The sequence below is a fragment of the Desulfurispora sp. genome, assembly GCF_052744395.1.
In genome coordinates, this window is sequence record NZ_JBRAJI010000061.1 from 1 (window position 1) to 11,878 (window position 11,878).

The 11,878-nt window shown below is 59.6% G+C and carries 11 protein-coding genes and 1 pseudogene; 9 read left to right on the plus strand and 3 right to left on the minus strand.

Annotation, left to right across the window (positions count from 1 at the left end):
* The first annotated feature begins 201 nt into the window (after positions 1 to 201).
* Together ACUVTU_RS12360 and cobO are read left to right on the plus strand one after the other, a co-directional pair.
* On the plus strand, positions 202 to 1,170 hold the full coding sequence (locus ACUVTU_RS12360) for a methyl-accepting chemotaxis protein (RefSeq protein ID WP_445890267.1): 969 nt from the start codon (positions 202 to 204) through the stop codon (positions 1,168 to 1,170).
* Between the two features lie 78 nt (positions 1,171 to 1,248).
* Positions 1,249 to 1,770: a cob(I)yrinic acid a,c-diamide adenosyltransferase gene (gene cobO, locus ACUVTU_RS12365; protein WP_445890268.1), complete on the plus strand. Its 522-nt coding sequence runs from the start codon at positions 1,249 to 1,251 to the stop codon at positions 1,768 to 1,770.
* A gap of 40 nt (positions 1,771 to 1,810) precedes the next feature.
* Here cobO and ACUVTU_RS12370 read toward each other — a convergent pair whose 3' ends face one another.
* The 3 genes from ACUVTU_RS12370 to ACUVTU_RS12380 all read right to left on the minus strand — a co-directional run bounded on the left by ACUVTU_RS12370 (position 1,811) and on the right by ACUVTU_RS12380 (position 4,409).
* Positions 1,811 to 2,281: a ribonuclease H-like YkuK family protein gene (locus ACUVTU_RS12370; protein ID WP_445890269.1), complete on the minus strand. Its 471-nt coding sequence runs from the start codon at positions 2,279 to 2,281 to the stop codon at positions 1,811 to 1,813.
* A gap of 155 nt (positions 2,282 to 2,436) precedes the next feature.
* Positions 2,437 to 3,303, minus strand: a complete 867-nt coding sequence (rsmA, locus tag ACUVTU_RS12375; protein ID WP_445890270.1) for a 16S rRNA (adenine(1518)-N(6)/adenine(1519)-N(6))-dimethyltransferase RsmA — start codon at positions 3,301 to 3,303, stop codon at positions 2,437 to 2,439.
* Positions 3,304 to 3,449: 146 nt separating this feature from the next.
* The gene (locus tag ACUVTU_RS12380; RefSeq protein ID WP_445890271.1) at positions 3,450 to 4,409 is read right to left on the minus strand and encodes a ubiquitin-like domain-containing protein; all 960 of its coding nucleotides are present in this window, start codon (positions 4,407 to 4,409) and stop codon (positions 3,450 to 3,452) included.
* Positions 4,410 to 4,806: 397 nt separating this feature from the next.
* On the opposite strand from ACUVTU_RS12380, the gene yabG reads away from it, so the two are divergent.
* The 7 genes and pseudogenes from yabG to ACUVTU_RS12415 all read left to right on the plus strand — a co-directional run.
* A complete protein-coding gene (gene yabG / locus ACUVTU_RS12385; protein WP_445890272.1) occupies positions 4,807 to 5,676 on the plus strand; it encodes a sporulation peptidase YabG in 870 nt (289 codons plus the stop codon).
* A gap of 86 nt (positions 5,677 to 5,762) precedes the next feature.
* Positions 5,763 to 6,776, plus strand: coding sequence for a hypothetical protein (locus ACUVTU_RS12390; protein ID WP_445890273.1), 1,014 nt, complete (start codon positions 5,763 to 5,765; stop codon positions 6,774 to 6,776).
* Positions 6,773 to 7,165, plus strand: a complete 393-nt coding sequence (locus ACUVTU_RS12395; RefSeq protein WP_445890274.1) for a hypothetical protein — start codon at positions 6,773 to 6,775, stop codon at positions 7,163 to 7,165. Before ACUVTU_RS12390 ends, ACUVTU_RS12395 begins: the two co-directional genes overlap by 4 nt.
* A gap of 299 nt (positions 7,166 to 7,464) precedes the next feature.
* The gene (locus tag ACUVTU_RS12400) at positions 7,465 to 8,481 is read left to right on the plus strand and encodes a CAP domain-containing protein (RefSeq protein WP_445890275.1); all 1,017 of its coding nucleotides are present in this window, start codon (positions 7,465 to 7,467) and stop codon (positions 8,479 to 8,481) included.
* A gap of 244 nt (positions 8,482 to 8,725) precedes the next feature.
* Positions 8,726 to 10,270, plus strand: a complete 1,545-nt coding sequence (locus tag ACUVTU_RS12405; protein WP_445890276.1) for a DUF3794 and LysM peptidoglycan-binding domain-containing protein — start codon at positions 8,726 to 8,728, stop codon at positions 10,268 to 10,270.
* Between the two features lie 73 nt (positions 10,271 to 10,343).
* The gene (locus ACUVTU_RS12410; protein WP_445890277.1) at positions 10,344 to 11,414 is read left to right on the plus strand and encodes a DUF3794 domain-containing protein; all 1,071 of its coding nucleotides are present in this window, start codon (positions 10,344 to 10,346) and stop codon (positions 11,412 to 11,414) included.
* A 2-nt stretch (positions 11,415 to 11,416) separates the two neighbouring features.
* Positions 11,417 to 11,878 (plus strand): annotated as a pseudogene (locus ACUVTU_RS12415) (hypothetical protein); the annotation flags it as partial.

Consider the following 11,878-nt stretch of genomic DNA (forward strand, 5'->3'; position numbering starts at 1 on the left):
CAGATTATGCCTGAAAATGGTTATTGGTGAGATGGTATCACGGATCCAGGATAAAGATAATCTGAATCGCCATATCGCCATAGCATTTGCGGCAATTCGGTGGCGGGACTGGCGGACAGTAAAAGTTGCCGTGTTTCCACTGGTTCGAAATTGCCGCATAAAGACGGAAAAATAATACTTGTTGCCGGGAGGTTTAATGCTATGCTGGCCAGTATCTTGAGAAAACCGTCGCTGGGAGAGTTGCCTTTGCCCGAGATGACTGCTGCTCAGGAGAAGATGGCGGCTCCGGCCGGAGAGGGCGCTGGCGAGGCCCGGGCGAGCGGGGCGGCAAAAGAGGACGGCCTGAGCAAAGAGACCCTGCTGGCGGCCGTGGTGCATCTGGCGCCGCTGCTGCAAAAACTTTTCTTTGCCGACTGCATGGTGGGGGTGACCGACCGGGAAAGGTTTATTGCCTACCTGCCGGCCCGGGATCTCAACCTGGGCAACATTGTGGGGCAGCCCATTCCTCCCCAGGATATTCTTTACGAGGTGGTTAACGGGCGGCGTCCCTTTGCCAGCCAGCTGGTGCCCAAAGAGGCCTATGGTGTTCCCTTTAAGGCCAGCGCTGTGCCCATTGTGGACGGACAGGGGCAGATTGTGGGCGGTCTGGGCGTGGCCGTGAGTTTGCAGAGCCAGGAAGAAATGCTGGAAATGGCCCGGGGGTTGAGCCAGGCGGCCCAGCAGGTGACCGCGGCGGCCCAGGAGCTGGCTTCGGCGGCCGAACAGCTGGTGGGGCGGCAGGATCAGCTCAAGCAGGTCAGTGAGAAAGTGCTGCAGCAGCTGGGGCGCACCGATGATGTGCTGGGGTTTATTAATGAGATTGCCAGCAGCACCAATTTGCTGGGGCTGAATGCAGCCATTGAAGCGGCCCGGGCCGGAGAGCACGGGCGGGGCTTTTCCGTAGTGGCCGAGGAGATCCGCAAAATGTCCCAGCGCAGTGCTTCTTCGGTGCATGAAGTCAAAGAGATCCTTTTGACCATGAAAAGCGACATCCAGGCCATGGCCCGCAGTGTGCAGGAACTGGCGGAAATTGGTTCCGGACAGGCGGCGGCCACCGAGCAAATATCGGCCACCATGCAGGAACTGGCCGCCAGCAGCAGCCGGCTGGAAAAAATGGCGGAACGCTTGTAAGCCGCCGGGAATTGCCGGGGGCTGGGGAAGGGGAGATCTTTCGCTCCGCGATATGCCGAACAGGAGAGGGTGCGCATTATGGCGCAGGGACTGATAATGGTTTTTACAGGCAACGGCAAGGGCAAGACCACGGCGGCGCTGGGTATGGCCGTGCGGGCGCGCGGGCAGGGCCTGCGCGTGCTGGTGGTGCAGTTCATCAAGGGCGGGCAGAGTTATGGTGAGCTGGAGGCGCTGGGGGCACTGGGGATTGAAATACGCCCCCTGGGACTGGGGTTTGTGCGCCACGCTGCGCCCGAGCAAATGGAGCAGCACCGGGCGGCGGCCCGGGCGGCGCTGGATGAGGTGCGGCGGGAGATGCTCTCGGGGCGCTGGGATATGCTGGTGCTGGATGAGATCAACTATGCGGTGCATTTTGGCCTCATCCAGGAGCAGGAGCTGCTGGAGCTGCTGGCAGAAAAGCCGCCCGCCCTGCATCTGGTGCTCACAGGGCGCTATGCCCGCCCGGCGGTGGTGGAAAGGGCGGATCTGGTGAGCGAGATCCAGGAAGTAAAACACCCCTTTGCCCGGGGTGTGCCGGCCCAAAAGGGGGTAGAGTTCTAACTTTTACAGTTTTGCAGCCGGCCCGGTGGGGGCCGGCTGGTTATTTGGTGTGTTTGTCGGCCACACTGGAGGCGGCGTAGGCGTCGGGCTTGATGCGGGCCATAAAGCCGCTGCCCGTGACCATGCCTACCACTTCTTTGATCAGGTCGCGGGTTTCGCCGTGTTTGCCCACGTCGATATGGATTTCCACCGGCAGGTCGTCCAGGCCCATCTGGCTTAAGTACTGGGTGATCATGTTGCCCACTTCCAGGCTTAAGGCGGTTTCGTAGAAGATTTTCTGGCGCAGGCTCTTGATCTTGCGCTGGTACTTTTTGCGGTAGAAGTAGCGGGCGCCCTTGCCGGTGCGGTGGATGACCACGGCCGTGATGAAGCAGGTGTCCTGCTTGACCTGGGAGTCCGAACCGATGATCAGCCGGTAGGAAGACGTGGGTACCCCCTGGATGAAGCGGGTGATGTCCTGCATCATTTCTTCAAAAGTCAGTCGTCCCCGGCTGGGACTGGTGAAATACACGGTCGCGCGCCTCCTTATCTGGCCTTTGGGCGGCATCAGTGCTAATCTGGCTGTTTAACCATGGCGGCGTTTCCCGGGTGCTTTGCCGTTCCGGGCCTTGCCCGGCTTCGGGTAAAATGGTTCCTCCGGCTGGTCTTAAGCGGGACCGCTCCGGATCAGGGGGCAGGTGTCGGCGGCGGCACGGCCGCCGCCGCGGCCAGGGCGGCAAACTGCTCCATGCTCAGCGCTTCTCCCCGCACATTTTCCGGCAGGCCCAGGGAGCGCAGCCGGTCCTGCCACTCTTCCCGGCTGAACAAGGGCAGGGCGCTGGCCAGGGAGTTGGCCAGGGTTTTGCGCCGCTGGGCGAAGGCACCCCGCACCAGCCGCCGGAAAAGCGCTTCGTCGGGCACCGGCACGGCGGGCTGCGCTCTTTTTTCCAGCCGCACCACGGCCGAGTCCACCCCCGGGCGGGGAATGAACACGGTGCGCGGCACTTTGAACAGGTATTCCACCCGGGTGTAGTACTGCACCATCACCGCAAGCGCGCCGTACTGCTTGCCGCCCGGCGGGGCGGCCAGCCGGTCGGCCACTTCGTCCTGCACCATGAGCACCAGGCGGCGCACCGGGCAGCCACTTTCCAGCAGGTGGAAGATCAGCGGCGTGGTGATGTAATAGGGCAGGTTGGCCACCACGGTAAAGGGTGCACCGCCGGTCAAAGCGGCAAAGTCGGTGCGCAGGGCGTCCCCGTGCACCAGCTGCACATTGCCGGTGCCGGCCAGGGTTTCCTTAAGCACGGGGATGAGGTGCTGGTCTATTTCCACGGCGATCACCCGGCCGGCTTTTTCGGCCAGCCGGGCGGTCAAAACGCCCAGCCCGGGCCCGATTTCCACCGCCGTGTCGGCGGGTGTGAGCCCGGCGGCGTCCACGATTTTCTGGATGATGTTCTGGTCGATGAGAAAGTTCTGCCCCAGGCTCTTGCGGGCTTTTAAACCGTATTTGAGCATCAGCGCCTGCACCCGCGACGGGGCGGTCAAGTCGGTCACGGTTTTCCCCCCTGTTTACATTATATCCCGTGCGGGGGGATTTCTTCTAGCGCAAATCAAGTTAAATTTTACGCAAAAAAGCAGGCCTTTTAATTACTGCAGGGCCTGCTTTATCGTTTATGGGGAGATGTAATCGGCCAGAGGTTTTACAGCACATACACCTTCACCCGGCGCACGCCCCAGCGGCTGGCTTGGCGGTGCGATTCCACAAACAGGTCAATGCGCTTGCCTTTGATGGCGCCGCCTTTGTCCAGGGCGGTGGCAAAGCCGTAACCCTCCACATAGAGCCGGGTGCCCAGGGGGATCACCCGGGGATCCACTGCCACCACGCCGTAGCGGGGGCTGTGACCGCTGGCCGTGCGGTAACCGGTGTAGCTGTAGGCGGTGGCCACCATTTCTACCGCGTATTTAAAGCGGATGTCCTGGCCGCCCCGGGAAATGCTCTGGGCGGTGCCCACCCGTACCACTGCTGGCCGGGGCTGGCGCAGCACCCGGGTGCCCACCAGCTGCCTTTCCACTTCCCGCCCGTTATGGTAAACCACCCGCCAGGTGCGTTCGGCCAGGCCGTTTTGCCCCCGCTGCAGGGTGGCGGTCAGGCCGCGGGCCATTTCGGTGCTGGGTACTTCCCGGGTGGTGTAGGGCAGGCTGACCGCTTGTTTTTCCTCTTTTTCGGTAACCCGGATCACCTGGATTTTAAGGCCATCCAGCAGCTGGGTATCCGGGGAGGGGCGCACCAGATCCTTTGCTCCAATGGAAATGCCCTGCTCCTGCAGGAGCTGCTGCACATTTGGTGCCGCGGTGACCAGGGAGCGGGGTTTTTCCGGGCCCACGGTCAGGGTGACGCGGTGGGCGTGCTGAACCACCACCAGCAGTCCCTCGGCCAGGTGCTGGCCTCTGGCGGGTTTGACCTTATCGTGCGGCTGCACAATGATGCCCTGCTCTTTCAGCAGTCCTCCCACTGTCGAGGCAAAGGTGGCCACTTTTCTGCACTGGCCGTCCACCGTCAGGGTGACGGTTTTTCTCTGCCAGGCGAAGCCCGTGGCCAGAAGGGCCACCAGCAGCAGTCCGACCAGCAGGAATTTTTTATGCTCCGGTTTTTTGAACACGCCTTGCCCACCTCCTCAGCAGGTTGCCCGCTCCAGGTTATCCCGGATATATTTAACAATATATGGTAACGGAATGGTAGTGTTAAGTACTATTCGCGGCCGACAGGTATTTTCCTGCCAAAAGCCGGGCACTTTTATGTGTCATTTAAAAACATAAGTTGGCGGCATCTATATGATTACGACAAAGTTGTCAATGGAGCTCTATTATACTTATGCCTCCGCCAGGGGGAAGTTGTCTGGTATAACATGGAATAATCCCTGTTTCTCCGGCGGGGTGTGCAACTATATTTGCCACCCACCTGCACCACTGCCCTTTGGTCTCCATAAGATGTAAAAAAGTTGTTTTGCAGCCGCAGGGTGGATACCTTTCCCACCTGACGCAAAAGGGGGCGGTTAAGTGGTGATCAAGGAAGGCGATATTGTGGGGCGCAAGTCCTACGGGTGCGACATATATTTCAAAGTCATGGCGGTCTATGCAGCGGAAGATGGGCAAGCCTACGCCCGGCTGAAAGGACTGGACCTGCGACTGGAAGCAACTTCCCGCCTGGATGATTTGTGCAAAATTGACCCGGTGGCGGTAAACCAGTACTGGCTGAAAGTGATGCGCACCACCCATGATAAAATGCGGCACGTCTTTTTACGCCGCCAGGCGGAAAAACAGGGCTGCCTATTAAGGGCGGTGAAGAACGGGGAAGAGGTGGAGAGTTTCGACCTGCCGGGCACGGTACTGCATGTGGACGGAGACAAGGACTACCTGGATATGTGTCTGACGGCTTACAAACAGCTCCACCTCACCTGTTACGGGTACCACATTGCCGAGGAGAAGCAGGCGGAGGAGATTTACAACCTGCTGGTGACGCACCGGCCCGACATTCTGGTGGTCACCGGCCATGACGGTCTGATCAAAAGTACCAGCAATTACAGTGACTTGAACAGCTATCACAATTCCCGCCATTTTGTAGCTGCGGTACAGGAAGCGCGCCGGTATGAAAAGAGCCGCGACGACCTGGTCATTTTTGCCGGGGCCTGCCAGTCGCATTACGAAGCCATCCTGGCTGCGGGGGCCAACTTTGCCAGTTCACCCAAACGGGTGCTCATTCATGCTTATGATCCGGTGTTCGTCGTGGAAAAAGTGGCGTTCACGTCCATTTACGACCCCATTGCGCTTAAGGATGTGATTGCCAGCACCATTACCGGCTTTGACGGTATTGGTGGGCTGGAAACCCGGGGGAAATATCGTCTGGGCCTGCCCAGGTCGCCCTATTAATCAGGAAAAGGTCGGTAAGCGGGGTGGCGGGCGGTTTGGTCATTTGCCGATCACAACACTAACCGGGAACTGGAGGCGTAAGGATTATGGCTATGGATGATCTGCGGCATGTACTGCACAAGTTTCAGCAGCAGCTCTTCAGCCGTCCCCATGTAGTGGGGGTGGGGGTGGGTTACAAGCATACCGGGGGCCAGCGCACCGGTAAAGAAGCCATTATTGTTTTTGTGGAGAAAAAAGTCAGTCCGCGGGGTCTGGGGCGCGGTCAGCTGGTGCCGCGCCAGCTGGATGGTGTGGAAACCGATGTAATCGAAATCGGAACGGTGCGCCTTTTGGATCAGCGCACCGAGAAAAGCCGGCCGGCCCGGCCGGGCATGAGCATCGGGCATTACCGGATCACGGCCGGCACCTTCGGGGCGGTGGTTAAGGACGGGCGCAGCGGCGAGCGGCTGATTTTAAGCAATAACCATATTCTGGCCAACGCCACCAGCGGCTTTGACGGCCGGGCTATGATTGGCGATCCCATCCTGCAGCCCGGGCCCTATGACGGCGGCACCGCGGCCGACCGCATTGCTACCCTGGTGCGCTTTGTGCCGCTGCTGCGGGAAGCCGAGGAAAGCCAGTGCCCGGTGGCTGCCGGGGTGGCCCGGGGCGGCAACCTGCTGCTGCGAGCGGTGCGGCCCCATTACCGGATGAAATTCATTCGTCTGTCCCGCGGCCAGAATGTCATCGACGCGGCGCTGGCCCGTCCCCTGTCGCCCGATTTGATTGACGACAATATTCTGGAAGTGGGGCAGGTGCAGGGCACGGCCAGTGTGGCGGCAGGGCAGAAGGTGCTCAAGAGCGGCCGGACCAGCGGGCTGACCCAGGGTTCGGTGGCCGCCGTCGGGGTGACTTTGAAAGTGCAGATGGGGGAAAAAGATGTGGCCTGGTTTACCGAGCAGGTAGTCGGCGATCTCAAATCGCGGGGCGGCGATAGCGGTTCTCTGGTGCTCAATGAGGATAAGCAGGCGGTGGGACTGTTATTTGCCGGGTCGGACAGCCATACCATTTTCAATCAAATAAATAATGTACTGACCAGATTGGAGATCAGGTTATTGTGAGGGCGCAGCTTTTGCCGGCCCGGCAGGCCGCCCTGGTTCTGCTGGGCGAAAACATTCTGGCTGTCGGACCCTGCTTTTTGTCCCGGCGGCAGGCCCGCCAAGCGGTGCAGTATTATATGCGTAAACTGGCCCGGGTGGGAAGCGGCGAGGAGCGAGCCAGCCGGCTGCTTTTTGTCCGCCAGGCGGACAGCGGCTATTATAGGCTGGTGATCAAAAGTGGGCCGCAGGAGTTGGTTACGCACTGCCTGCTGGATGAGCTCATGCTGCGCCGCCTGGTGCGCTCTTGCCGGCAGGGAATTTTTATCCTCACCTGTTTTTATGAAAGCAGCCAGGGGCCGGTCTGCCTGGCTTTCACCGAGGGGCTGGGTGTGGTGCTGCACTCGCCGTGATGGTTGGCGGCGGGTGCGCCTCCCAGTCCGCCCGGAATGTGCCAAATCATGGAATGTCTGTTTAAATATAAATATAACACCTATACATTCCCTGTCGGCCGAGCTATTGGCCGGTGGACAGGCCTGAAGGAGGCAGATGCTGTTTGCCCGATTGACTGAATATCTGGTATATTCTGCTCAGCCCGGGTACTGGCAGGGGTAGGTGCTTGTTTAAGCCGACAACTTGCCCGACAGATTAAGTGTGTGAGTTGCCGGCGGCAGCCGGGCAAAATTGACATCCTGGGAAAGGAGCAGTGAGTGTGAGCAGAAAGTTTCGCGCAGTGTGGGTGACCCTTCTGGCGGTGGTGTTGTTGTTTGGCCTGACCGGGGCAGCGCTGGCCGGTGATGATGCTGCCCGGGTGGCCGCGCAGGTGAACCAGTTGCGGCAGAGTGCCGGGGTGCCGGCGGTGCAGCTGGACAGCGCCCTGTGCCAGCTGGCCCAGGCCAAAGCGCAGGATATGGTGCAAAGCAATTATTTCGGGCAGACCTCGCCTACATACGGTAGCTTTAGCAACATGCTCAAAAAGTTTAATATTTCCTATACCAGTGCGGCCCAGTGTCTGGTGCGCTCCAGTTCTCTGGACCGGGCGCAGCAGGTCCTGCAGAATTCCAGCAGCAACCGCAGGGTGATGCTGGACAAAAAATACGACCGGCTGGGTGTGGGTGTGGCCACCAAAGGGTACTACACCTATCTGGTGGAAGTTTATGTGCAATCCTGCCAGCCCGGCAGTAGCAGCGGCAGCTGCCCCGGCACCACGCCTTCCACCGGCGGGCAGAGCGGCAGTGGCAGTCAGCCCGGTAGCAGTGGTGGCAGCCAGAGTGGTACCACTCCCGGGGGTAGCACCACACCAACCGGGCCTGCTCCGGACAGCGGCAGCAGCACTCCTGTGGCCGGCCTGACAGCGGACGAGCAGAAGATGGTGGACCTGGTCAATGCCGAACGGGCAGCCCAGGGCCTGGCTCCCCTGAAAGTCAACCTGGAGCTGACCAAAGTAGCCCGGCTGAAGGCCAAAGATATGATTGACCACAATTACTTCAGCCATACCTCTCCCACTTATGGCAGTCCCTTTGATATGATGAAGCAGTTCGGCATTACCTACCGCACCGCCGGGGAAAACCTGGCCGGAGCGCCCGATGTGAACACGGCGCACACCAACCTGATGAATTCGCCCGGCCACCGCGCCAACATTTTGAATGCCAGCTTTACGGAAGTGGGTATCGGCATCCTGCCGGGCAGCATTTACGGCAAGATCTTCGTGCAGATGTTCATTGGTTGATTGTTGGGTTAAGAGAATATTCACTTTCAAAACAACCGGTGTCTTCCCCGCACTTCCCGTTTAGCCGGGCGAGTGCCGGGGTTTTTCTTTTTACAGGTATTTTTGTCCAGACGCCAGCATAAATATTGGTGTGTGCCTGTAAGGCGGCACAAGCGCTTTTATGGATTCATATACTATTACTACAGCGAAGTTTTGTCCGCTAAAAGACCTGTATAAAAGAAGCAGTCGAAGGGAGGAAAAGTCCGTGAATGCCTGCGAGAAATTGCGGGTGAAGATGGTGGTGGCCGAAGAATGCCGGCAGACGGTGGTGCGCGGCACGGTCATGGTCCCCGATCCCAAGCCCGACGTGGAACAAATCCTTTCCACGGATAAAACGGCCAAAGTGAAGAATATCAAGCTTTTGCCCAACAAGGCGGTGGTGGATGGTACGCTGACCGTGCAGGTGGTTTATGTGGCTAAAGCGCCCGACCAGTCGGTGCACAGCATGCACCTGCAGCAGGATTTCACCACCTTTGTGGACCTGCCCGGCGCTATGCCCGGTATGGACGTGGAAGCTACGGTAAGTGTGGAAGATGTGAGCCTGACGCCCACCGCCAGCGACCCCCGCTCTTTTGATCTGGCGGCAGTGCTGGAAGTGTGTGCCAGAGTGAGCGATATGCAGGATGTGGAGGTGGCCACCCGGTGCCCCTCGGGTTGCCGCTGCGAGACTGAAGAAATCAGCCTGGAGAATGTGGTGGGCAGCAATACCCGCCAGGTGCTGATCAGCCAGAAGTTCGACGTGCCGCAGCAAAAGCCCGCTGTGGAAAAAATTCTGGACAGCGATGTGGATGTGACCATTACCGCTACCCGGGTGCTCAAGAACAAGGTGATCTTCGACGGCCAGGCTACTTTGCAGGTGCTCTATGTGGCCTTCAAACCCGACCAGTCGGTGCACAGTCTGCACACCACCTTCAAATTCAGCGACTTTGTGGAAGTGCCCGGGGCTATGCAGGGGATGGACGTGCGGGTGGATGTGCGGGTGGAGAGCGTGGATGTCTCCCCGGTTACCGGCGACCCGGAGCGCCTGCAGGCCGATATGGTGCTCAAAGTGACCGTGACCGCGGTGGAGATGAAGAAGGTTAATGTAATCACCGGTGTCTCCGGGTGTTCTTTCCGGCCGGTGTTCGTTGATTTCAAAACTGACCGGCTGGTTGGCGAGGGAACCACCCAGGTGGTGATTTCCGACAGCTTTTTCCCGCCGCCGGAAAAGCCCGATGTGGAAAAGATCCTGGAAACCACCGTGTCCGATATCAAGACCGACCAGCCCAAAGTGCTGCCGGATAAAGTGGTGGTATCGGGTACTGTTAAGATCCAGGTGCTCTATGTGGGCATGAAGCCCGATCAGTCGGTGCATGTGGTGCACCGCCAGATCCCCTTCCGCACCTTTGTGGATGTGCCTGGGGCCGAGCCGGGGATGAAAGCCGATGTGCGCCCGCAGGTGGAGTATATTACGGCCCGGGTAGCCAAAGACGGCAAGATTACGGTGGATGCCGTGCTCAAAGTGCCAGTGCGGGTGAGCGAGACGCTGGAGACCAGGGTGCTGACCTGCTATGAGGAAGGGGCGGAGATTGACTGTCCGCCGGGCACTACGATCAATTATACGGTTCAGCAGGGTGATACCTTCTACAGCATTGGCAAGAAATATGGTGTGAGCACACAGGCGCTCGTGGCCGCCAACCCCGGTGTCAACCCCAACAACCTGCAGCCCGGCATGACGGTAAAGGTGCCCTGTCCTCCGGCCAAAGGCTGATGGTGCGGCAAGACCTTTTTCCGCGCTTTTGCGGACAAAAACTAAATACTCTGCCTGATGGGAGGTTTTAGGAATGCCGATGGAATACCACATGCCCATGGACCACATGATCATGAAGTGCATGAAAATCAAGGTGCCGGTGGTGCTGGCCGAAACCGAAGCCCAGGTGCTGGTGGATTCCACCACCACCATGCCCGAGCTGGCCAAGAAGATCGACCACATTGATGTACGGGTGATGGACCTGGAGGCCGACCCGGTTTTTGTGCACGAAGGAGAGTCCGACTGGCAGGTCAGCATCAGCAAGAAGTGGCCGCACTACTGGGAGGAGCACCATGCCGGCAAGGCCTTTGTCAAGAAGGTGCTGGTACACGGCACTCTGCACAAGCAGATCTACTATGTGAATAACAATGATGACGTGCGCCACTTCGGGGAAGACATCCCCTTTACCAAGATGATTGAGCTGGATACTCCCGAGCCGGTCATTGACAAGGACGAAGTGACCATTGACTTCCGCAAGGCCCGGGTGGATGTGACCTGGGATCTGGTGCGGCCCAGCCGCTTGCAGCAGACTGGCATTATCATCCTGAGGGTAAAGATTGTGGAAAACCGCCAGGTATATGTGCACCTCTGCCCGCCGCCCGTCAAGTGCCCCAAGGGCAACCTGGTGCGCGATCCCGGCCTGGAGCAGTGGGTGGGCAACATGCCGGTGGTCTGGAACGGCATCAATGTGGAGCCGGCCATTATGAATGTCAGCGGCGGCTCCCGGGCGGCTATCATGGGGGTGGAGCCGAACAAACAGGCGGCTTTGTTCCAGACTGTGCACCGGGGCATTGTGGCCGGCGCTTCTTACCGGATGTGCTTCATGGCCCGCCGCCATTATCCCATGATGGGAGCAACCTGCAATTTCACCCTGTCCGGCCATGTGATGTTCTACAATGAAGAAGGCCACCTGCTGGCCAACCTTTCCCACAACTGGACTTCCAGCCAGGTGGGGGACGGCTTCAACCAGTTCTGCTTCGACGTGGGGGCGGCGCCCGCGGACACCTCTTACGCCATGGTCTGGATCGTCTTCCGGCCCGAGCAGGGCAATGGCTGCCAGGTGGTAGTGGATGATGTTTCTCTGGTCTGCACCTCGAATATGTAGCCATGGAGAAGCTGCTGCGCGAACTGCTTGATTATGCTGAAAAAAGCCGCACGCCGGTAAGTCAGATCAGTGCCCTTTTGGGTATGCTCAACCTGACCGCCCTGGTGGGCATCCTGGCCGCCCGGGAAGGAGTGCCCATGCCGGCAGTGGGCGCTGCGCTGGCCGGGCAGGCGAGAAATACTTCCCCTGCTCTTGCTGCGGAGAACAACCCGGTCGGGCCCGGTGCCGGGATGCATGCGGCAGGCATAAACCGGGCGGCCAATACAGGCAGTGCGGGGGCTGCCAGTAGCCGGGCGGCAGAAGCGCCCGGCTCAGTCCAGCCTCCACCGCTCCCCGAACTGGCGACCATGCTGCAGCTTTTGCTGGGCCATCCGGGCGGCCCGGGCGGCGAGCCGCCCGGGCCGGGGAGCCCCGGGGCGGCCGGTGGTCGGCCGGCCAAAACAGCCGAACCGGCAAGCCAGCCG

Bases quoted from the DNA above. Each gene is read 5' to 3' on its own strand.
- ACUVTU_RS12360 (WP_445890267.1), top strand. From the start codon at position 202: ATGCTGGCCAGTATCTTGAGAAAACCGTCGCTGGGAGAGTTGCCTTTG.
- cobO (WP_445890268.1), top strand. From the start codon at position 1,249: ATGGCGCAGGGACTGATAATGGTTTTTACAGGCAACGGCAAGGGCAAG.
- ACUVTU_RS12390 (WP_445890273.1), top strand. From the start codon at position 5,763: ATGGCTATGGATGATCTGCGGCATGTACTGCACAAGTTTCAGCAGCAG.
- ACUVTU_RS12410 (WP_445890277.1), top strand. From the start codon at position 10,344: ATGCCGATGGAATACCACATGCCCATGGACCACATGATCATGAAGTGC.